Source organism: Streptomyces sp. NPDC004435, assembly GCF_042873895.1.
Lineage (GTDB): Bacteria > Actinomycetota > Actinomycetes > Streptomycetales > Streptomycetaceae > Streptomyces.
In genome coordinates this window covers 390,536-411,415 of sequence record NZ_JBIAMB010000006.1, presented here as the reverse complement: position 1 = coordinate 411,415, position 20,880 = coordinate 390,536, and the positions used below count along the sequence as shown (strand labels likewise).

At 73.6% G+C, this 20,880-nt stretch carries 20 protein-coding genes; 15 read left to right on the top strand and 5 right to left on the bottom strand.

Annotation, left to right across the window (positions count from 1 at the left end):
* Positions 1 to 156: 156 nt before the first annotated feature.
* Both ACFYT9_RS13875 and ACFYT9_RS13870 read left to right on the top strand, forming a co-directional pair.
* On the top strand, positions 157 to 1,137 hold the full coding sequence (locus tag ACFYT9_RS13875; RefSeq protein ID WP_387277082.1) for a helix-turn-helix domain-containing protein: 981 nt from the start codon (positions 157 to 159) through the stop codon (positions 1,135 to 1,137).
* Positions 1,138 to 1,291: 154 nt separating this feature from the next.
* Positions 1,292 to 1,774, top strand: a complete 483-nt coding sequence (locus ACFYT9_RS13870; protein ID WP_376596114.1) for a DUF456 domain-containing protein — start codon at positions 1,292 to 1,294, stop codon at positions 1,772 to 1,774.
* On the opposite strand, the gene ACFYT9_RS13865 is transcribed toward ACFYT9_RS13870, so the two are convergent.
* From ACFYT9_RS13865 to ACFYT9_RS13855, 3 genes are all read right to left on the bottom strand, one after another.
* Positions 1,761 to 3,113: a DNA-3-methyladenine glycosylase 2 family protein gene (locus ACFYT9_RS13865; RefSeq protein ID WP_389163296.1), complete on the bottom strand. Its 1,353-nt coding sequence runs from the start codon at positions 3,111 to 3,113 to the stop codon at positions 1,761 to 1,763. The two genes, ACFYT9_RS13870 and ACFYT9_RS13865, sit on opposite strands and share 14 nt — an antisense overlap.
* A gap of 66 nt (positions 3,114 to 3,179) precedes the next feature.
* The gene (gene rsgA / locus ACFYT9_RS13860) at positions 3,180 to 4,313 is read right to left on the bottom strand and encodes a ribosome small subunit-dependent GTPase A (RefSeq protein ID WP_389163293.1); all 1,134 of its coding nucleotides are present in this window, start codon (positions 4,311 to 4,313) and stop codon (positions 3,180 to 3,182) included.
* A gap of 235 nt (positions 4,314 to 4,548) precedes the next feature.
* A complete protein-coding gene (locus tag ACFYT9_RS13855; RefSeq protein WP_376596117.1) occupies positions 4,549 to 5,010 on the bottom strand; it encodes a phospholipase in 462 nt (153 codons plus the stop codon).
* Positions 5,011 to 5,305: 295 nt separating this feature from the next.
* On the opposite strand from ACFYT9_RS13855, the gene ACFYT9_RS13850 reads away from it, so the two are divergent.
* Positions 5,306 to 7,258 carry a BTAD domain-containing putative transcriptional regulator gene (locus tag ACFYT9_RS13850; protein WP_389163290.1) on the top strand — a complete coding sequence of 651 codons (1,953 nt, stop codon included), beginning with the start codon at positions 5,306 to 5,308 and terminating at the stop codon, positions 7,256 to 7,258.
* Positions 7,259 to 7,276: 18 nt separating this feature from the next.
* A complete protein-coding gene (locus ACFYT9_RS13845) occupies positions 7,277 to 7,696 on the top strand; it encodes a VOC family protein (protein WP_387277072.1) in 420 nt (139 codons plus the stop codon).
* Here the strand turns inward: ACFYT9_RS13845 and ACFYT9_RS13840 are convergent.
* Both ACFYT9_RS13840 and ACFYT9_RS13835 read right to left on the bottom strand, forming a co-directional pair.
* Entirely contained in the window at positions 7,636 to 8,391 is a 756-nt protein-coding gene (locus ACFYT9_RS13840; RefSeq protein WP_389163287.1) for a helix-turn-helix domain-containing protein, read from the bottom strand. The two genes, ACFYT9_RS13845 and ACFYT9_RS13840, sit on opposite strands and share 61 nt — an antisense overlap.
* An 84-nt stretch (positions 8,392 to 8,475) precedes the next feature.
* Positions 8,476 to 9,600, bottom strand: a complete 1,125-nt coding sequence (locus ACFYT9_RS13835; RefSeq protein WP_376596124.1) for a YihY/virulence factor BrkB family protein — start codon at positions 9,598 to 9,600, stop codon at positions 8,476 to 8,478.
* A gap of 17 nt (positions 9,601 to 9,617) precedes the next feature.
* Here ACFYT9_RS13835 and ACFYT9_RS13830 point away from each other — a divergent pair, with 17 nt between their 5' ends.
* The 11 genes from ACFYT9_RS13830 to ACFYT9_RS13780 all read left to right on the top strand — a co-directional run bounded on the left by ACFYT9_RS13830 (position 9,618) and on the right by ACFYT9_RS13780 (position 20,850).
* Complete coding sequence (locus tag ACFYT9_RS13830; protein ID WP_389163284.1) at positions 9,618 to 11,255, top strand: acyl-CoA dehydrogenase family protein; 1,638 nt, start codon at positions 9,618 to 9,620, stop codon at positions 11,253 to 11,255.
* A 416-nt stretch (positions 11,256 to 11,671) separates the two neighbouring features.
* Positions 11,672 to 12,964 carry a GAF domain-containing protein gene (locus tag ACFYT9_RS13825; RefSeq protein ID WP_387277067.1) on the top strand — a complete coding sequence of 431 codons (1,293 nt, stop codon included), beginning with the start codon at positions 11,672 to 11,674 and terminating at the stop codon, positions 12,962 to 12,964.
* Between the two features lie 184 nt (positions 12,965 to 13,148).
* The gene (locus tag ACFYT9_RS13820) at positions 13,149 to 13,718 is read left to right on the top strand and encodes a GNAT family N-acetyltransferase (RefSeq protein WP_389163281.1); all 570 of its coding nucleotides are present in this window, start codon (positions 13,149 to 13,151) and stop codon (positions 13,716 to 13,718) included.
* Between the two features lie 145 nt (positions 13,719 to 13,863).
* The gene (locus tag ACFYT9_RS13815) at positions 13,864 to 13,947 is read left to right on the top strand and encodes a putative leader peptide (protein ID WP_311136957.1); all 84 of its coding nucleotides are present in this window, start codon (positions 13,864 to 13,866) and stop codon (positions 13,945 to 13,947) included.
* Positions 13,948 to 14,073: 126 nt separating this feature from the next.
* Positions 14,074 to 15,771 carry a nitrite/sulfite reductase gene (locus tag ACFYT9_RS13810; protein WP_376596130.1) on the top strand — a complete coding sequence of 566 codons (1,698 nt, stop codon included), beginning with the start codon at positions 14,074 to 14,076 and terminating at the stop codon, positions 15,769 to 15,771.
* Positions 15,768 to 15,947, top strand: a complete 180-nt coding sequence (locus ACFYT9_RS13805; RefSeq protein ID WP_389163278.1) for a hypothetical protein — start codon at positions 15,768 to 15,770, stop codon at positions 15,945 to 15,947. The genes ACFYT9_RS13810 and ACFYT9_RS13805 overlap by 4 nt, the downstream gene beginning before the upstream one ends.
* Positions 15,944 to 16,687, top strand: coding sequence for a phosphoadenylyl-sulfate reductase (locus ACFYT9_RS13800; RefSeq protein WP_389163276.1), 744 nt, complete (start codon positions 15,944 to 15,946; stop codon positions 16,685 to 16,687). Before ACFYT9_RS13805 ends, ACFYT9_RS13800 begins: the two co-directional genes overlap by 4 nt.
* On the top strand, positions 16,687 to 17,253 hold the full coding sequence (gene cysC, locus ACFYT9_RS13795) for an adenylyl-sulfate kinase (protein WP_376596135.1): 567 nt from the start codon (positions 16,687 to 16,689) through the stop codon (positions 17,251 to 17,253). Before ACFYT9_RS13800 ends, cysC begins: the two co-directional genes overlap by 1 nt.
* Positions 17,250 to 18,185 (top strand): sulfate adenylyltransferase subunit CysD, encoded by a 936-nt coding sequence (gene cysD / locus ACFYT9_RS13790; RefSeq protein WP_376596136.1) that lies wholly within the window; start codon positions 17,250 to 17,252, stop codon positions 18,183 to 18,185. Before cysC ends, cysD begins: the two co-directional genes overlap by 4 nt.
* A gap of 2 nt (positions 18,186 to 18,187) precedes the next feature.
* Complete coding sequence (locus ACFYT9_RS13785) at positions 18,188 to 19,531, top strand: sulfate adenylyltransferase subunit 1 (RefSeq protein WP_389163273.1); 1,344 nt, start codon at positions 18,188 to 18,190, stop codon at positions 19,529 to 19,531.
* A 197-nt stretch (positions 19,532 to 19,728) separates the two neighbouring features.
* The gene (locus tag ACFYT9_RS13780) at positions 19,729 to 20,850 is read left to right on the top strand and encodes an ABC transporter substrate-binding protein (RefSeq protein WP_389163271.1); all 1,122 of its coding nucleotides are present in this window, start codon (positions 19,729 to 19,731) and stop codon (positions 20,848 to 20,850) included.
* Positions 20,851 to 20,880: the final 30 nt, after the last annotated feature.

Here is a 20,880-nt window from a genome sequence, read left to right as displayed (position 1 = left end):
CATTGGCAGAGGTGGGGGCGGTACAGGGATGATGGGCGAGGCGGGAATACGCCGTGGCCGATTCCCGCCAGGTCACCAACGGAACGAATGCCTCCGGAGAACGTGCGCGGAACCTCGCGCACGGCCCTCCGGAAGCACGGCGAGGGGCGGGAACCGATGCTGGGAGCGATAGGACTGGACGAGCGGCAGGAGTCCGCCTACCGGGCGCTGATCGCGCTCGGCGCGGCCGAGGTCACGGACCTGGCGCACCGGCTCTCGCTGCCCGAGCACGACACCGAGCGGGCGCTGCGCCGCCTGGAGGCCCAGGGCCTCGCCGCCCAGTCGTCGGCGCGCACCGGCCGCTGGGTGGCGGCACCGCCCGGGGTCGCGCTCGGCGCGCTCCTCACCCAGCAGCGGCACGAACTGGAGCAGGCCGAGCTGGCGGCGGCGCTGCTCGCGGAGGAGTACCGCGCCGAGGCGACCGAGCCGGCCGTGCACGACCTGGTCGAGGTGGTGACCGGCGCAAGCGCCGTCACCCACCGCTTCCTCCAGCTCCAGCTCGGCGCCGCCGAGGAGGTCTGCGCCCTCGTCACCGGCAAGCCGATCGCCGTCTCGGGCATGGAGAACGACGCCGAGGAGCTGGCCGCCGGGCGGGGAGTGCGCTACCGCGTGGTGGTCGAGCGGGAGGTGCTGACCCTCCCCAGCGGCCTCCTGGAGCTGTCGGCGGCGCTCGGCCGCGAGGAGCAGATCCGGGTGGTGGACCGGGTGCCGACCAAGCTGGTGGTGGCCGACCGCAGTCTCGCGATGGTCCCGCTGACCGGCCGCGGCGCGGAGCCGGCCGCGCTCGTGGTGCACGCGAGCGGCCTCCTGGAGTCGCTGATGGGCCTCTTCGAGGCGGTCTGGCGGGAGGCGCTGCCGCTGCGCCTGGGCGCGGGTGCCCAGGTCACCGAGGAGCAGGCCCCGGGCCCGGACACCACCGATCTGGAGATCCTCTCCCTGCTGCTCGCCGGCATGACCGACGCGAGCGTGGCCAAGCAGCTGGACCTGGGGCTGCGCACGGTCCAGCGCCGGGTGAAGGGCCTGATGGAGCTGGCCGCCGTCACGACCCGCCTCCAGCTGGGCTGGCACGCGTACGAGAAGGGCTGGGTGGCGCGGTAGAGGCTGGGAGGCGCCGTAGGGGCTGGGTGGCGCCGTAGGGGCTGGGTGGCGCCGTAGGGGCTGGGTGGCGCCGTAGGGGCTGGGTGGCGCCGTAGGCCCGCTCGTTCGGTCCTCGCGACCTGCGGGAACGTCCGGTCTGGGGGAGGCTGGGCGCGTGGGTGTGTGGCAGCTCCTGATGGTCGCGGCGGTCATGCTCCTCGGCCTGTTCGGGGTCCTCACCCCCGGCGTGCCGGGCAGTTGGCTGGTGTGGGCCGCCATGCTGTGGTGGTCGCTGAACGAGCAGACCGGCCTCGCGTGGATCCTGCTCGTCTCCTCGACCGCCCTGATGCTACTCACCCAGGTGGTGGTCTGGCAGCTGCCGCCGCGCCGCTTCCGGGGCGTGGGCCTGACCCGCCGCACCCTCGGCTGTGCGGGCGGCGGGGCCCTCCTCGGCTTCGTCCTGCTCCCGGTGGTGGGCGCCGTCCCCGGCTTCGTCGGCGGCGTCTACGTCTCCGAGCGCCTCCGTCTGGGCGGCCACGGCCAGGCCCGCGCCGCCACCCGCGCCCTGATGCGCGCGGCCGGCACGAGCCTCCTGGTGGAGCTCTTCGCCTGCCTGCTGATCGTGGGCGCGTGGGTGGGCGCCGTCATCGCGGGGTGACCTCCAGGTACCGCGCGGCGTACGACCGCCAGGGCGCCCACTCCGGGACGTCCGGGCCGGCCGGGTCCGGCACGTCCGGGTCGCCGAGGGAGCGCACCCGGATGCGGGCGGCGGCGCGGGGGGAGACGCCGGGAACGGCCGCGAGGACGCGGGCGGCCTCGTCGCGGTCGGCGCCCGGGTCGAGCCGGAGGGCGCCGTCGGCGAGGGCACGGGCCAGCGGCCCGGCGAGGGCGTGGCCGGTGAGGTCGGCCGGGGCCGGGAAGAGCGCGCGGAGCGTGCCGTCGGGGGCGGTCAGCGGGGTCCCGGTGGCCGCCAGGACGCGGGCCGACTCCTCGGGGCCGAGCACGGTCCGCAGGGCGTACTCCTCCGGTTCGGCGGCCCCAGGAGAGCGGATGCCCGGCCGGGCCGCGACCGGTCCTGCGAGGCGCGGGTCGGCGCCGAGCCGCTCCGCGACCGCGTACGGGTCGGCGTCGAGGTCGAGGAGGCGGCGCAGCCGGTGCACGGCGGTGGTCAGGTCGCGCAGTTCGGCGAGGTGCAGCCGGGCCTCCAGCCAGCCGCCGGGCGCCCGCTCGTCGACGGCGACGGTCCCGGGGCCGTACGGCAGCCGCAGGGTGCGCCGGTAGGTGCGGCCGCCGGGCGGCCCGGTGACCTCCTCGACGCCCGGCAGGGCCTCGGCGGCCAGCAGGTCGAAGACCTCGCCCGCGGCGTACGGCCCCCGGTACGCGAGCCGCAGCGGTACGCCGGTGGCCGGGGCGGCCCCGGGCCCGGGCGCGCCCGGGGTCTCGGCGCGCAGCTCGGACGGGGTGCGGGCGTAGACGGCCCGGATGGTGTCGTTGAACTGGCGGACCGAGGCGAAGCCCGCGGCGAAGGCGATCTCCGTGACCGGCAGCGCGGTGGTCTGGAGGAGGACGCGGGCGGTGTGCGCCCGCTGGGCGCGGGCCAGCGCCACCGGTCCGGCGCCCAGCTCGGCGGTGAGCTGGCGCTGGACCTGGCGGGTGCTGTAGCCGAGCCGGACGGCGAGTCCCGGCACGCCCTCGCGGTCCACGACGCCGTCGCCGATCATGCGGACCGCCCGTCCGACGACGTCGGCCCGGACGTTCCACTCGGCGGAGCCGGGCACCGCGTCGGGCCGGCAGCGGCGGCAGGCCCGGAAGCCGTGCCCCTGGGCCGCGGCGGCCGTCGGGAAGAAGGCGACGTTCCGCCGCTTGGGGGTGACGGCGGGGCAGCTGGGCCGGCAGTAGATGCCGGTGGTCCGCACGGCGAAGAAGAACTCGCCGTCGAACCGCGCGTCCCTGCTGCTCACCGCCTGGTAGAGGGTGTCGCCCTCGTCGTGCGTCATGGGTCCAGTGTGCGGCGGCGGACCGCCGCACACGCGCGGGATTCGGACATGGCGCTGCCGGTGGCGCTACCGCAGCCGGCCCTCGCGCTTGAAGGCCATGGCGGCCCGGCCCTCGGCGCCCTTGCGCTTCCAGTCCTTGCGGATCTCGTTGCGCAGCCGGGCGTCGGTCTTGGCGACCAGGCGCTGGTTCTCGCGGACGAGCTTGCGGTAGCTCTCCAGCCGCCGCACCGGGAGGCTGCCGTCGTCGAGGGCGGCCAGGACGGCGCATCCCGGCTCGGACTCGTGGGAGCAGTCGTGGAAGCGGCACTCGGCGGCCAGGTCCTCGATCTCCGCGAAGGTCTGGCCGACGCCGGCCTCCGCGTCCCACAGGCCGACGCCGCGCAGGCCGGGGGTGTCGATGAGGACACCGCCGCCGGGCAGCACGAAGAGGTTGCGGGTGGTGGTGGTGTGCCGGCCCTTGCCGTCCACGTCACGGGCCGCCTGCACGGTCATGACGTCGTCGCCGACGAGGGCGTTGGCGAGGGTGGACTTCCCGGCGCCGGAGACGCCGAGCAGGACGGTGGTGCCGCCGGAGACGACGGCCCGCAGGACGTCGACGCCGTCTCCGCTGGCCGAGCTGATCGGGAGCACCTCGACGCCGGGGGCGACGCCCTCGACGTCCTCCACGAGGTGGGAGAGGACGACCGGGTCGGGCACCAGATCGGCCTTGGACAGGACGACGGTGGGCCGCGCGCCGGATTCCCAGGCGAGGGCGAGGAACCGCTCGATCCGGCCGAGGTCCAGCTCGACGGCGAGCGAGACGGTGATCACGGCGTGGTCGACGTTGGCCGCGAGGACCTGGCCCTCGGACCGCTTGGAGGAGGTGGACCGGGCGAAGACCGTGCGCCGCGGCAGGAGCGTCCGTACGTACCGGGGGTCGCCCGCGCCCTCGGGGTCGACGGCGACCCAGTCGCCGGTGCAGACGACCCGCAGCGGGTCGTGCGGGGTCACGAACGCGGTGTCGGCGCGGACGACGCCGGCGGGCGTCGCCACGTCGCACTGCCCGCGGTCGACCCGGACGACCCGCCCCGGGACGAGGCCCTGGGCGGCGTACGGGGAGAAGTCCTCGGCCCAGTCGGCGTCCCAGCCGTGGGCGTCGAGGACGGAGGGGGCGGAGGGGGTGGAGACGGAGGAGGAAGCGGTGGAGAGCGAGGAAGACAAGGGGGACCCTTCACAGGGTGGCCCCGGCCGCGCGCGCACCGCGCGCGAGGGTGGAAGGTGTCAGCCGGAGACCACGGGGGTGGGAACGATGAACTCCTGAATGCGGGCAGAGCCCGTCACCGTGACAGTCATCACTGTCCTCACCTCCTGCTTCTCTTCTCGACGTGCCGACATCCGCCCCTCGGGAGCGGATGAACGGCACTCTAGCCCCGTCCTGCGTCAGCGCACCACCGGATTAACGGACGGCCGGGCTGCTGCCGAAGGCCTTCACGGCCTGGTAGTAGGTCCAGGCGGTGGAGTCGCACGCGGTGCGGGTCGCGCCGGAGTAGCGGGTGCAGACGCGCTTGAGGTCGGCGTAGAAGGCGTCGTCGAGGCGGGCCTTGTTGGCGCTGAAGGTGCCGGCCTTCTTGTAGTTGCGGTAGCCGAAGTCGTGGCGGGCGCAGGACGTCTGGAAGGGGAATCCGAAGGGGTTGTCCGGGGAGGACGAGCAGTAGTCGGTCGACCAGTCGAACCCGTAGGCGGACCAGTTGCCCTGGTTGGCGCGGGCGGCCACCCAGGAGTTGTAGCTGGCGGCGCTCGTCTGGGTCCAGCCGCTCAGCACCTGCGGCTTGTCGGCGGGCGCCGCCGAGGCGGGGGTGGCGAGGGCGATGATTCCGGCTACTGCGGTGGCCGTCACTGCGGCGAGTCGACTGCGCATCAGGGGTCCTCCCCGGGGAGCGGACCGGGGATCTCCCGGCGCCGTTGCCCCGAGCGTGGAGGGCCGGGATATAGCGGATCCCTGACGCAGCTGTACGGAATCTCCACTCGGCGCGGGGCCGCTCGCCGCCGGTGCCGGTACGGGTGCCCGGTGCCGGTCCCCGTTGCCGGTGCCGTTCCGGTCGGGGGTCCGGTTGCCGGGAGGATGCCGATCGGATCGGCGGCGCGGCGGCGGGTGTTCGGCCAAGGTGGTTGCGCAGCCCGCGCGTCGGTCGTCGAGAGGACCCGCAGACACCATGGACTTCCAGCTGCTCGGCCCGGTCGAGGCCACCCGGGACGGCCGGCGCGTGGCCCTGTCGGGGACGAAGACGCACACCCTCCTCGCCGCCCTCCTGCTGGCCCGCGGGCAGGTCGTCCCGGACGCCCGGCTGAGCCGGCTGCTCTGGGGGGCGGACCCGCCGGCCACGATGAGCGCGCAGATCTACACGTACGTCTCCCGGCTGCGCAAGCTGCTGGACCCCGAGGTCACCCTGGAGCGCCGGGCGCCGGGTTACGCCATCAGGACCGGGGAGAGCCGGGTCGACGTCCTGGAGTACGAGCGCCTCGACCGGCTGGGCCGGCAGGCGCTCCAGGAGCACCGGCACGCGGAGGCCGCCACTCTCCTGCGTGAAGCGCTGGACCTGTGGCGGGGCCCCGTGCTGGTGAACGTCACCGAGTTCCTGGCCGAGGAGGAGGTCCCGCACTGGGAGGAGGAGCGCGCCGCGACCCTGGAGAACCGGATGGAGGCGGACCTCGCCCTGGGCCGGCACCAGCGGATCGTCGCCGAACTGACCCGGCTGGTGGCCGACTTCCCGCTGCGCGAGCGGATGCGGGCCCAGTTGATGACCGCGCTGTACCGGTGCGGGCGGCAGGCCGAGGCGCTCCAGGTCTTCGACGAGGGCCGGGCGGTGCTCGCCGACGAGCTGGGGGTCGACCCCGGCCACGGGCTGAGGGCCGCGCACCAGGCCCTGCTGTGCGCCACCCTCGACCTCGCCCCGCCGTCCGCGGAAGGCGCCCCGGTGAGCCCGTCCCCGTCCACCGCGCCTCCGGGCGGCGCTGCCGCCCGGGCGCCGCGGCCGCGCCCCGCCTCGCCCTCGCCCTCTCCCTCAGCCGTTCCGGGGCCGGCGACCGCCGCGCCGTTCATGCCGCCGCCCGACACCCCGTGCTTCACCGGGCGCGCTCGCGAGCGCGCCGTGCTGGGGCGTCTGCTCGCCGCCCGCCCGGGCGTGGCCGCAGGACCGCGCCGCTGTCTGATCACCGGCATGGCGGGCGTCGGCAAGACGGCCCTCGCCGTGCACGCCGTGCACGCGGCCAGGGATGCCTTCCCCGACGGGCAGTTGTACGCCGACCTGACCGGTCCGTACGGCATCCCCGAGGATCCGCGCGAGGTGCTCGTACGGTTCCTGCGCGCCCTCGGCGCCGAGCCGCCCCGCTCCGTCGCCGGCGATCTGGACGAGCTGGTGCGGATCTACCGCACCCGGACGGCGGAGCGCCGGCTCCTGGTCCTGCTGGACAACGCCTCCGAGCGTGCCGCCCTCGCCCCGCTCCTGCCGGCCGGGCCGCACTGCGCGGTGCTGGTCACCGGCCACGTCCACGTCGCCGCCGAGACGGGCCCGACGGTCCTGGCCCTCTCCCCCATGAACCGCGCCGAGTCGCTCGCGCTGCTCACCGCGACGGCGGGCAGGGCCCGCACCGCCGCCGAGCCGGCCGCCGCGGAGCGGATCGTGGAGTGCTGCGCCGGGCTGCCGCTGGCGCTGCGGATCGCCGGGGCCCGGCTCGTCGCGCGCCCGCACTGGTCGGTGGGGCGCCTCGCGCAGCGGCTCGCGGCCGAGCCGACCCGGCTCGCCGAACTCTCCTTCGGCCGCCTGGACGTGGCCGGAACCCTGACGCGGCTGTTGCGGCGCACCGACACCGAGAGCCGTGAGGTGCTGACCCGCCTCACGGCTCTCGGCCCGCGCCCCTTCACCCCGGACTCCGCCGCGGCCGCGCTCGGCCTGTCCGTCGACCGGGCCGAGGACCTGGTCGAACGGCTGGCCGACTCCTGTCTCCTGGAGGCGCACCCCGCTCCGCCCGTCTCCTCGTTCCGCTTCCATCCCCTGCTCCTGCTCCACCTCCAGTCCCTCCCGATACAGCGTCCGGCCCGCACGTCCCTCTCCGGCGCTCCCCCGGTGCCGCCGGTGTCCGATCCGTACAAGACCCGGTTCTCCTGAGCGCCTAGCGTCGGGGGCATGAAGACACCTCGACTCGACCTCATCGGACTGGTGGTCGCCGACATGGCCGCCTCGCTCGCCTTCTACCGCCGGCTGGGCTTCGGCTTCCCGGAGGGTTCGGAGGGGGCGCCGCACGTGGAGGCGGTGCTGCCCGGGGGGCTGCGGCTCGCGTGGGACACGGAGGAGTCCGTCCGCTCCTTCGATCCGTCGTACCGGCGGACCGAGGGGAGCCGTGGGGAGCTGGCGTTCCGCTGCGACTCCGCGGAGGAGGTGGACGCGGCGTACGCGGAGCTCACGGAGGCCGGGTACGCGGGGCACATGAAGCCCTGGGACGCGGTCTGGGGGCAGCGGTACGCCGTCGTGCTCGACCCGGACGGCTACGGGATCTCGCTCTTCGCCGACACCTCGATCGACTCCCGGGCCCCGGGCGACGCCTGATCGGCGGCCACGCGCGCGTAGACCCCCGGTGTCGTGTCCGCCAGGGCGCGGGTGTCGCGGGTCAGATGGGCCTGGTCCGTGAACCCCGCGCGCGCGGCCGCCTCCGCGGGCGGGAGGCCGGCCCGGAGGAGGGCGAGGGCGCGCTGGAGGCGGAGGACGCGGGCCAGGGTCTGGGGGCCGTAGCCGAAGGCGTCCAGGGAGAGCCGGTGGAGCCGGCGGGCTCCGAGGCCGAGCGCGTCGGCCGTCTCGCCGACCGGGCGGCCCGCGCCGAGCCGGGCGGTGATCGCCCGGAGCAGCGGATCCGGCGGCCCGGTGCCGGCGGCGCGGCGGAGCGCGTACGCCTCCAGGGCGGCGGCCCGGTCGGGCGCCCGGCCGATCAGGTCGGCGAGGCGGCGGGGCTCCGTGCCGCCCCACAGGTCGGCGAGGTCCACCCGGCGGTCGCGGAGCTCGCGGGCCGGGACGCCGAGGACGCGCGGGGCGTCACCGGGGGCGAAACGGAGCCCGGCGTACAGGTCGACCGCCTCGGTGGAGCGGTACGCGCGCGTGTCGGGGCCCGCGACGAGGAGCCGTCCGTCGGCCCAGATCAGGTCCATGCACCCGTCGGGGACGACGGCGGCGCCGGAGCCGACGGGGCCGGACGCCGTCCGGGTCCACAGGACGGCGCCGTCGAGCCGGGCGGGGCGCTCCTCGTACACCCTTCCAGGCTAGGCCCTGTCGTCAGGCCTCCGTCCGCCCGGCCGGGCGACGACGGGAGTCCGGCGGCAGGGCCTGGACATGCTTCATTCCTTCTCCCAGCCCGTGTGGAGTCGGGACTTCACGTCGTCGGGCGGGAGGAACTTGGACCAGCGCTCGGGGAACTCGGACGGCATGTCCGGGTCGTCCTCGTCGACCTCGTCGGCCTCCGCGCGGATCCGGGCGACGAGCTCGGCGGCCTGGACGGCGCGGGCGCGCTCGTTGGCCTCGCGGGCGGCGGCGGTGGCGACGGACGGCCAGACGCGGTCGATGGCCGCGTTCACGGCCGCGCCGACCAGCACGGCGAAGGCGGAGACGCCGATCCAGAGCAGGATGGCGATGGGCGCGGCGAGGGAACCGTAGATGGTGGGGCCCTCGACCTGGCTCGTCAGGTAGATCCGCAGCAGGAAGCTGCCCAGTGCCCACATCGCGAGGGCGACGAGCGCGCCCGGGATGTCCTCGATCCACGGCGAGCGGACGGGGACGGAGACGTGGTAGAGCGTGGTCAGGAAGGCGATGGAGAGCAGGATGACGGCCGGCCAGTAGAGGACGGCGACGACGTTGGTGCCCCAGGCGACGAGTTCGACGACCCGGTCGGGGCCGACGACCGCGAGGGGCAGCACCACCGCCCCGATGAGCAGCGCCACGATGTAGAGGAGGAAGGCGAGCAGCCGGGTCTTCACGATGCCCCGGTGCCCGTCCAGGCCGTACATGACGGTGATGGTGTCGATGAAGACGTTCACCGCGCGGGAGCCCGACCAGAGGGCGATGGCGAAGCCCAGGGAGATGAGTTCGGGGCGTTTGGCCCGGGTGATGTCGTCGAGGACGGGCTGCGCGATCTCCTCGACGCCCCGGTCGGAGAGGACCGTGCCGGCCGCCCGGAGGATGTTCTCCTGGATGCTGGCGACGGTGTCGGTGTTGGTCCAGTCGTCGGCGTAGCCGAGGAGGGCGATCAGTCCGAGCAGCAGGGGTGGCAGGGACAGCAGGGTGAAGAAGGCGGCCTCGGCGGCGAGGCCGAGGATCCGGTACTCGATGCACGAGTTGACGGTGTCCTTGAGGAGCAGCCAGACCATCTTCCGCTTCGAGACGTTGCGGTAGAGGACACGGGCCCGGTGGATCCTGCTCCAGGGGCGCCGCTCCGGCCGTTCGGGTGTTTCGCTTGCTGCCTGCACCTGCTTACCGTATCGGCATGGAAGCGGCCTCCCACACAGTGACCAACCAGGCTCCGCCCCTGGTGGGGTACGACGTCTACACGTGCGACCGGGCCCTCGCGGAGGCGGTCGACCGGCACCTGCCCGCGGAGCTCGTGGACGGGGCCCGGGAGGAGCTGCGCGCGCTCGGCCGGGCTTCCGGTTCGGAGCAGGTCAGGGAGTGGGGGGAGCTGGCGAACGCCTTCCCGCCGAGGCTGCGGACGCACGACAGGTACGGGCGCCGGATCGACGAGGTGGAGTTCCATCCGGCCTGGCACCGGCTGCTCGGCAAGGGGGTGGCGGCGGGGCTGACGGACGCGTGGGGGCGGCCGGGCGGGCACGTGCGGCGGGCGGCCGCGTTCCTGGTGGCCACGCAGGCGGAGGCCGGGCACGGCTGTCCGCTGTCGATGACGCACGCGGCGGTGCCCGCGCTGCGGGCCGAGCCGGAGCTGGCGGCGGTGTGGGAGCCCCTGGCCGCCTCGCGGGTGTACGAGCGGGAGCTCGCACCGGTCGCGTCGAAGGCCGGGGTGCTGCTGGGGATGGGGCTGACGGAGAAGCAGGGCGGCAGCGACGTACGGGCGAACACGACGTCCGCGCGGCCGCTGGCGGCGTCCGGCGAGTACGTCCTGAGCGGGCACAAGTGGTTCTGTTCGGCACCGATGTCGGACGCGTTCCTGGTGCTCGCGCGGGCGCCCGGGGGGCTGACCTGCTTCCTGGTGCCGCGGGTCCTCGACGACGGCTCGCGGAACGCGTTCGCGCTCCAGCGGCTCAAGGACAAGCTCGGGAACCGCTCGAACGCCTCGGCGGAGGTGGAGTTCGACGGGACGACGTGGGCGCGCCGGGTCGGCGAGGAGGGGCGCGGGCTCCGGACCGTGATGGGGATGGTGGCGGCGACCCGGCTGGACTGCGTGCTGGGGTCGGCGGCGCTGATGCGGCAGGCGGTGGCGCAGGCCGTGCACCACGCCTCGTACCGCTCGGCCTTCGGCGGCCTTCTCGTCGACAAGCCGCTGATGCGGAACGTGCTGGCGGACCTGGCCGTGGAGTCGGAGGCGGCGACCGTCCTCGGGATGCGGCTCGCGGCGGCGTACGACTCCGGTACGGAGCGGGATCTGGCGCTGCTGCGGATCGCGGTGCCGGCGGCCAAGTACTGGGTGACGAAGCGGTGCGTGCCGGTGGTGGCCGAGGCGCTGGAGTGCCTGGGCGGGAACGGGTACGTGGAGGAGTCCGGGCTGCCGCGGCTGCTGCGCGAGTCCCCGCTGAACTCGGTGTGGGAGGGCGCGGGGAACATCCAGGCGCTGGACGTGCTGCGGGCGCTGCGGACGGAGCCGGGTGCGCTGGACGCGTATCTGCGGGAGGTCGGGGAGGCGCGGGGCGCGGACCCCCGGCTCGACCGGGCGATCCGCGGGCTGCTCACGGAGCTGGCCGATCTGGAGGGCGCCGAGGCGCGGGCCCGCCGGCTGGCGGAGCGGATGGCGCTGGTCCTCCAGGGTGCGCTCCTCGTCCGCTGGGCCCCGCCGGAGGTGGCGGACGCGTTCTGCGCGGGGCGCCTCGGCGGCGACGGGGGCGCGGGCTTCGGCACCCTGCCGCACACCCTGGACCTGCGCGCGGTGGTGGAGCGGGCCCGGCCGGCCGGGTGAGGGACGGCAGGCACCGGGCGTACCCCGGGAGCCGCTCCGTGGACCTCGGCACGGGCCGGCCGTGCCTCGGGGGAGTCTGCCGCGCGTACCAGGGGTGGACCCGGCGCGGCCCTGTCGGGCGGGGCGCGGGGTCGGCACGCGCGGAAGGCGGGGGTGGTGCTGCGCCGACACGGCACCACCGCCCGCCGTCCACCACCCTCACGCAGGGGGGCGGGGCGGGGCCAGAGTTGCAAAGGGTTGCAGGATTACCCGAACCGGGCTCCACGGAGGGCTTCCGGACGGCACGATGGACCGCGACACTGCGAGCCCGGCCCGGGTCGACCCCGCGGTCGGGCCCCAGAGCGCTCACGACACTCCGGTCATCCGCCCGGACACTGCAGAACCGATACAGCACACCGGGTGGCGGGGAGGGACCGATGAACAACACGCGGCTCGACATGAAGCGGCTGGCCGCCATGGACGCCGCCCGGGCGGCCCGGCTGCTCCACCGCGTCCGCGAGGAGACCCTGGCCGGGCGCACGCCGCCGATCGCCCCCCGGCCGGAGATCGACGCCTCCTGGCAGCGGATGGCCCGGCTCGGCCTCGACCCCGACCATGGCACCGCCAGTGTGCTGCTGCGCCGCGACGAGCTGGAGCAGCGGCGGCGGAGCACCCTCCTCGCCGAGGTGATGCAGACGCTCAGCTCCGGCCTGGCCGGGATCGCCGACGCCTCGCTCCAGATCATGGTGGTCACCGACGAGCACGGCCGGGTGCTGTGGCGGGAGGGCCACCCCTCGGTGATGCGGCAGGCGAACGGGATCTGTCTGGAGGAAGGGGCGGCCTGGACGGAGCACACCACCGGCACCAACGCGGTCGGCACCGCGCTCGCCACCGACCGGGCGGTGCAGGTCCACTCCGCCGAGCACTACGTGCAGGCGCTGCACAACTGGACCTGCGCGGCCGCGCCCGTGCACGACCCGCGCGACCAGCGGCTGCTCGGCGTCGTGGACGTGAGTGGTCCGGCCTCCACCTTCCACCCCTCGATGCTGGCCCTGGTGGGGTCGGTCGCCCGGCTCGCGGAGGCGGAGATGCGCGAGCGGCACCGGTCCACGGTCGAGCGGCTGCGGGCGGTGGCCGCGCCGATCCTGTGCCGGGTGGGCGGCCGGGCCGTCGCGGTCGATCCGCACGGCTGGACGGCCGCGGTGACCGGGCTCGCCCCGGTGGACCGGATCACGCTGCCGAAGTCCTTCGGCGCCGGGCGGGTCTGGCTGCCGTCGCTGGGCCGGTGCACGGTGGAGCCGCTGCCCGGCGGCTGGCTGCTGCGGGTCGAGGAGGACACCGTTCCGGCCGGTACGGAGTCGGGCGCGGCGAGCCGGGTGGTGCTCGACCTGAGCCGGCCGCGCCGCTGGACGGTGGCGGTCTCCGGGGCGGCGGGGAGCTGGCAGCAGGAGCTGAGCCCGCGCCACGCTGAGCTCCTCTACCTCCTGGCGCTGCATCCGGACGGGCGGACGGCGGCCGATCTGGCTCAGGACGTGTTCGGCGACCGGACGAGGACGGTGACGGTCCGGGCCGAGATGTCCCGGGTACGCCGCACCCTGGCCGGCGTCCTCGCGCACCGCCCGTACCGCTTCCGCGAGGAGATCGCGGTGGAGGTGCGGCGCCCCGGGCACCCGGCGGACCTGCTGCCCCACTCGACGTCCCCGGCGATCCGCGCGGCCACCCACGTCTGAACCGGGCACTCCCGGCCCCGCGCCCGGCCCGGGGCCGTACCGCCGTCCTCTTCCATGGCCGGAAAGCCACCACGGGAACCCGGATCCGTCCACATGCCGGACAGCGCGTCCGGCGGAGCCGGGGAGACGGGGCCCACCCCCCTCCGGCCTGGGAATCCGGGGCTCCGCATGATGCGATAAGAACATGAGCATCACTCTCACCACCTGGTCCCTGGAACAGACCTCGCCCGACGACCTGCGTCCGGCGCGGGTCCCGGAGGGGGACGGCATCACCGTCCGCCGGGCCGAGGTCCCGTCCCCCGAGTTCAGCCGCTACCTCTACACCGCGGTCGGCGGCGACATCCACTGGGCCGACCGCCTCCCGCTGACGTACGCGCAGTGGAAGGAGATCGCGGAGAAGCCGGGCGCCGAGATCTGGGTGGCGTACGACCGGGGGACGCCGGCCGGGTACGTGGAGTTCGACCCGCAGGACGACGGGGTCGTCGAGATCGTCTACTTCGGCCTGATCCCGGCCTTCCGGGGCCGCCGCATCGGCGGCCACCTGCTCACCGAGGGGATCCGCCGCGCCTGGGACCTGGCCCAGCGCTGGCCCGACCGGGAGCCGACCAAGCGGGTGTGGCTGCACACCTGCTCGCTGGACGGCCCGCACGCCATGGCCAACTACGAGCGCCGCGGCTTCCGGCTCTTCGACACCAGGACCGAGGAGGCCGAGGAGGCCGTGACGCCCGGCCCGTGGCCCGGTGCGCAGGCCTGAGCCTCCGCCAGTTCGCCGTGAAAGGGGCCCTGCTCAGGGCCCCTTTCACGTGACCCAGGCCACACAGTCTCGCGAAGTGAGACGTTCAAGTCCACATAACGGACGATGCTGGACTGGGTCCAAAGTCCCGTGACACGCTTCCGCCATGCCTGGAACTGGAACTGCCTTGGTGAGTCGGCGGCACGTCGACCTCGGCCGCATGTCCAGCGCCATCTGTCCGGCGCGCTGAGCAAGCCAGCACCGCCGCACCCTCCTCTCTGCCCGACCCTGCTGCGCACCGCCGCGCCACTCTCTGTTCTGCGCGCGAGTGTGCAGGTCAGAGCCGCCCTCCCGCAGTCCCGAAGGACAAGACGCCATGGCCGCCACCCCGGAAAACCCCACTCCCGCCACCGCCCGCCGCAAGACCGGGCGCCACCGTGGCGAGGGTCAGTGGGCCGTGGGGCACTTCACCCCGCTGAACGGCAATGAGCAGTTCAAGAAGGACGACGACGGTCTCAATGTGCGGACACGTATTGAGACGGTCTACTCGAAGCGCGGTTTCGACTCGATCGACCCCAACGACCTGCGCGGCCGCATGCGCTGGTGGGGTCTGTACACCCAGCGCAAGCAGGGCCTGGACGGCACCAAGACCGGCGTCCTGGAGCCGGAGGAGCTGGACGACGAGTACTTCATGCTCCGCGTCCGCATCGACGGCGGCCGGCTGACCACCCAGCAGCTCCGGGTGATCGGCGAGATCTCCGAGGAGTTCGCCCGCGGCACCGCCGACATCACGGACCGGCAGAACGTCCAGTACCACTGGATCCGCATCGAGGACGTCCCGGAGATCTGGAACCGCCTGGAGGCGGTCGGCCTGTCCACCACCGAGGCGTGCGGCGACACCCCGCGCGTCGTCCTCGGCTCGCCGGTGGCCGGCATCGCCGCCGAGGAGATCATCGACGGCACCCCCGCCATCGACGAGATCTACCGCCGGATCGTCGGCAACAAGGACTTCTCCAACCTGCCCCGCAAGTTCAAGTCCGCCGTCTCCGGCTCGCCCCTGCTCGACGTGGCGCACGAGATCAACGACATCTCCTTCGTCGGCGTCGTCCACCCCGAGCACGGCCCGGGCTTCGACGTCTGGGTCGGCGGCGGTCTCTCCACCAACCCCAAGCTCGGCGTCCGCCTGGGCACCTGGGTCTCCCTGGACGAGGTCCCCGACGTCTACGAGGGCGTCATCTCGATCTTCCGCGACTACGGCTACCGCCGGCTGCGCAACCGCGCCCGCCTGAAGTTCCTCGTCGCCGACTGGGGCCCGGAGAAGTTCCGCCAGGTCCTGGAGGACGAGTACCTGAAGCGCAAGCTCGCCGACGGCCCGGCCCCCGAGCAGCCGGCCGGCCGCTGGCGCGACCACGTCGGCGTGCACCGGCAGAAGGACGGAAACTTCTACGTCGGCTTCGCCCCGCGCGTCGGCCGCGTGGACGGCCCCACCCTCACCAAGATCGCGGAGATCGCCGAGGCGCACGGCTCCGGCCGGGTCCGCACCACGGCCGAGCAGAAGATGCTCGTCCTCGACGTCGTGGAGTCCCAGGTCGAGTCGCTGGTCTCCGCCCTGGAGGCGCTGGACCTGCGGGTCACCCCGTCCCCCTTCCGGCGCGGCACGATGGCCTGCACCGGCATCGAGTTCTGCAAGCTCGCGATCGTCGAGACGAAGGGCCGCGGTTCCTCGCTCATCGACGAACTGGAGCGCCGCCTGCCGGAGTTCGACGAGCCGCTGACCATCAACATCAACGGCTGCCCGAACGCCTGCGCCCGCATCCAGGTCGCGGACATCGGCCTCAAGGGCCAGCTGGTCCTGGACGACGAGGGCAACCGCGTCGAGGGCTACCAGGTCCACCTGGGCGGCGCCCTCGGCCTGGAGGCCGGCTTCGGCCGCAAGGTCCGCGGCCTCAAGGTCACCTCCGCCGAGCTGCCCGACTACGTCGAGCGCGTCCTCACCCGCTACCAGGCGGAGCGCGAGGACGGCGAGCGCTTCGCCACCTGGGCGGCCCGCGCCTCCGAGGAGGCCCTCTCATGAGCGAGCGCGCCGCACCGTTCTTCTGCCCCTACTGCGGGGACGAGGACCTGCGTCCCAGCGAGCAGGGCCACGGCGCCTGGGAATGCGCAGCGTGCAGTCGAGCCTTCCAGCTGAAGTTCCTGGGGCTCCTCGCCCCCGGGACTTCCGGCAACACCACTGGAGGGGATTCGATATGACGGACACTCAGGTCACCGGCGCCACCGATGTCACCCGGGTCACCGACGCGACCACCGACGCCGAGCTGAAGGCGCTCGCCGAGCGGGCCGGCCGGGACCTGGAGGACGCCTCCGCGCTGGAGATCCTCCAGTGGGCCGCCGCCGTCTTCGGCCCCCGCTTCTGCGTCACCTCCTCCATGGAGGACGCGGTCGTCGCCCACCTCGCCTCCCGCGCCATGCCCGGCGTGGACGTGGTCTTCCTCGACACCGGCTACCACTTCGAGGAGACCATCGGCACCCGTGACGCCGTCGAGGCCGTCATGGACGTCAAGGTCATCACCCTGACCCCGCGGCAGACCGTGGCCGAGCAGGACGCCGAGCACGGGCCGAAGCTGCACGACCGCGACCCCGACCTGTGCTGCGCGCTGCGCAAGATCAAGCCGCTCCAGGACGGTCTGACCGCGTACACCGCGTGGGCGACCGGACTGCGCCGCGACGAGTCCCCGACCCGGGCCAACACCCCGGTCGTCGGCTGGGACGAGAAGCGGCGCAAGGTGAAGATCTCCCCCATCGCCCGCTGGACCCAGGACGACGTCGACGCCTACGTCACCGAGCACGGCGTCCTGACCAATCCGCTCCTCATGGACGGGTACGCCTCCGTCGGCTGCGCCCCCTGCACCCGCCGGGTCGAGGCCGGCGAGGACGCCCGGGCCGGCCGCTGGGCCGGCCGCGCCAAGACCGAATGCGGACTGCACGGCTGATGACCACCCCCGACACCCCCCTGGAGACCCACGTGACCGGTGCCACCGTCTGGCTCACCGGCCTGCCGAGCGCCGGCAAGACCACGATCGCCTACGAGCTGGCCGGCCGGCTGCGCGAGGAGGGCCGCCGCGTCGAGATCCTCGACGGCGACGAGATCCGCGAGTTCCTCTCCGCGGGCCTCGGCTTCTCCCGCGAGGACCGGTTCACCAACGTGCAGCGGATCGGCTTCGTCGCCGAGCTGCTCGCCTCGCAGGGCGTGACCGCGCTGGTCCCGGTCATCGCCCCGTACGCCGACAGCCGCGAGGCGGTCCGCACGCGGCACCGGGCCGAGGGCACCGCCTTCGTCGAGGTCCACGTGGCCACCCCGGTCGAGGTCTGCTCGGTCCGTGACGTCAAGGGGCTCTACGCCAAGCAGGCCGCGGGCGAGCTCTCCGGCCTGACCGGCGTCGACGACCCGTACGAGGCCCCCGAGACGCCCGATCTCCGGATCGAGTCCCAGAACCAGACCGTGCAGGAGTCCGCGGCGCAGCTCCACGCGCTGCTCACCGAGAGGGGTCTCGCATGACGACCGTCGCGCACACCCACGACACCACCGACAGCCCGTTCGCGCTGTCGCACCTCGACTCCCTGGAGTCCGAGGCCGTCCACATCTTCCGTGAGGTGGCGGGTGAGTTCGAGCGGCCGGTGATCCTCTTCTCCGGCGGCAAGGACTCCATCGTCATGCTGCACCTGGCGCTGAAGGCCTTCGCCCCGGCGCCGGTCCCCTTCACGCTGCTGCACGTCGACACGGGCCACAACTTCCCCGAGGTCATCGAGTACCGCGACCGCGTGGTCGCCGAGCACGGACTGCGGCTGCACGTCGCCTCTGTGCAGGAGTACATCGACCGCGGCGCCCTCAAGGAGCGCCCGGACGGCACCCGCAACCCGCTCCAGACGGTGCCGCTCACCGAGGCGATCCAGCAGCACCGCTTCGACGCGGTCTTCGGCGGCGGCCGGCGCGACGAGGAGAAGGCCCGCGCCAAGGAGCGGGTGTTCTCCCTGCGCGACGAGTTCTCCCAGTGGGACCCGCGCCGCCAGCGCCCCGAGCTGTGGCAGCTCTACAACGGCCGGCACGCCCCCGGCGAGCACGTCCGGGTCTTCCCGCTCTCCAACTGGACCGAGCTGGACGTCTGGCAGTACATCCAGCGCGAGAAGATCGAGCTCCCGCAGATCTACTTCGCCCACGAGCGCGAGGTGTTCGCCCGCAACGGCATGTGGCTGACGGCCGGCGAGTGGGGCGGCCCGAAGGAGACCGAGCAGGTCGAGACGCGGCTGATCCGCTACCGCACGGTCGGCGACATGTCCTGCACCGGTGCCGTCGACTCCGACGCCACCACGCTCGACGCCGTCATCGCCGAGATCGCCGCCTCCCGGCTCACCGAGCGCGGTGCCACCCGGGCCGACGACAAGCTGTCCGAGGCCGCGATGGAAGACCGCAAGCGCGAAGGGTACTTCTAACCATGAGCACGTCCATCGAGCAGCCGGCCGCCGAGCTGGCCGCCACCACCCTGCTGCGCTTCGCCACCGCCGGCTCCGTCGACGACGGCAAGTCCACCCTGGTGGGCCGGCTCCTGCACGACTCCAAGTCGGTCCTCGCGGACCAGCTGGAGGCCGTGGAGCACGCCTCGCGCTCGCGCGGCCAGGAGGCCCCCGACCTGGCGCTGCTCACCGACGGCCTGCGGGCCGAGCGGGAGCAGGGCATCACCATCGACGTGGCGTACCGCTACTTCGCGACCCCGCGCCGCCGGTTCATCCTCGCCGACACCCCGGGGCACGTGCAGTACACCCGGAACATGGTGACGGGCGCCTCGACGGCCGAGCTCGCCGTGGTCCTCGTCGACGCCCGCAACGGCGTCGTCGAGCAGACCCGCCGGCACGCCGCCGTCGCCGCCCTGCTCCGCGTCCCGCACGTGGTGCTGGCCGTGAACAAGATGGACCTGGTCGAGTACCGGGAGTCCGTCTTCGCCTCGATCGCCGAGGAGTTCACCACGTACGCCTCCGAGCTCGGCGTCCCGGAGATCACCGCGATCCCGATCTCGGCGCTCGCCGGCGACAACGTCGTGGAGCCGTCCGCCAACATGGACTGGTACGGCGGCCCGACCGTCCTGGAGCACCTGGAGACGGTCCCGGTCAGCCACGACCTGACCGCCTGCCACGCCCGCTTCCCGGTGCAGTACGTGATCCGCCCGCAGACCGCCGAGCACCCCGACTACCGCGGCTACGCGGGCCAGATCGCGGCCGGCGCCTTCCGGGTCGGCGAGCAGGTCACCGTCCTGCCGTCGGGGCGGACCTCCACGATCACCGCGATCGACGCGCTGGGCGAGCCGGTGGACATCGCCTGGGCCCCGCAGTCGGTCACCATCCGCCTCGCCGACGACATCGACATCTCGCGCGGCGACCTGCTCGCCCCGAGCGGCGACGCCCCGGCCACCAGCCAGGACGTCGAGGCGACCGTCTGCCACGTGGCGGACCAGCCGCTCACCGTCGGCCAGCGGGTGCTGCTCAAGCACACCACCCGTACGGTCAAGGCGATCGTCAAGGAGATCCCGTCCCGGCTCACCCTGGACGACCTCTCCCAGCACCCGGAGCCCGGGCAGCTGGTCGCCAACGACATCGGCCGCGTGAAGGTCCGCACCGCGGAGCCGCTCGCGCTGGACGCGTACGCCGACTCCCGCCGCACCGGTTCGTTCCTGCTGATCGACCCGGCCGACGGCACCACGCTCGCGGCGGGCATGGCGGGCGAGTCCTTCGCCACGACCAAGGCCGTGAAGAGCACCGACGACGAAGAAGGATGGGATTTCTGACGATGACTCAGGACTTCTACGGGACCTTCGCGAAGGAAGGCGGCCGGGTCGGCTCCGGCGCCCTCGGCGCGGGCCGGGGAGGTGTCGCGCGATGTGCGTGCTGACCTCGACGCACCGCGTGAGCAGTGCGACCCGGCTCCACCCGCTCCACCGACACAGACTTCGAAGTCCCTAACATCCCGAGGGGAACACCTTCCGTGCCTGCCCATCACCGTTCCACCCTGCGCCGCAGCCTGGCCGCCACCGCCACCCTGCCCCTGCTGATCGGCGCGCTCGCCTCGTGCGGCTACGGCTCCGAGGCGACGAAGGACGCTTCCGCGGAGAAGGCCCCGATCGCGGCCGACGCGAAGAAGCTGTCCGCTTCCGAGGTCCGGATCGGCTACTTCCCCAACCTGACGCACGCCACCGCGCTGATCGGCGTCAAGGACGGCCACATCCAGAAGGAGCTGGGGGGCACGGTCCTCAAGCCCCAGACCTTCAACGCCGGCCCGTCCGAGATCGAGGCGCTCAACGGCGGCTCTCTCGACATCGGCTTCATCGGCCCCTCGCCGTCCATCAACGCCTACGTCAAGTCCAAGGGCAAGAACCTGCGGATCATCTCCGGCTCCGCCTCCGGCGGCGTGAAGCTGGTCGTGAACCCGGACAAGATCAAGACCCTGGACGACATCAAGGGCAAGCGCATCGCCACCCCGCAGAAGGGGAACACGCAGGACGTCGCGCTGCTCAACTGGATCTCCGAGAAGGGCTGGAAGGTCGACCCGGAGTCGGGCAAGGGTGACGTCTCCGTCGTCCGCACCGACAACAAGGTCACCCCGGACGCCTTCAAGTCGGGCTCCATCGACGGCGCGTGGGTGCCCGAGCCGACCGCCTCCAAGCTGGTCTCCCAGGGCGGCTCCGTCCTCCTCGACGAGACCGCGCTGTGGCCCGACAAGAAGTTCGTGATCACGAACGTCATCGTGTCGCAGACCTTCCTCGCGGAGCACCCGGACGTGGTCGAGGCCGTGCTGCGGGGCACCGTGAAGACCAACGCGTGGATCGGCGCCAACCCGGACAAGGCCAAGGACGCCGCCAACGCCGCGCTGGAGGAGCTCAGCGGCAAGGCCCTCGACGCCAAGGTCATCGACCCGGCGTGGCCGAGCATCGCGATCACGAACGACCCGCTGGCCTCGACGCTGAAGACGCAGTCCGAGTGGGCGGTCAAGGCGAAGCTCATCGACCAGCCCGACCTGGCCGGCATCTACGACCTGACGCTCCTCAACAAGGTGCTGAAGGCGGCCGGCGAGCCCGAGGTCTCCGACGCCGGTCTCGGCGTCAAGTAGCGGAACCCAACGGAATCCACAGGAGGTGAC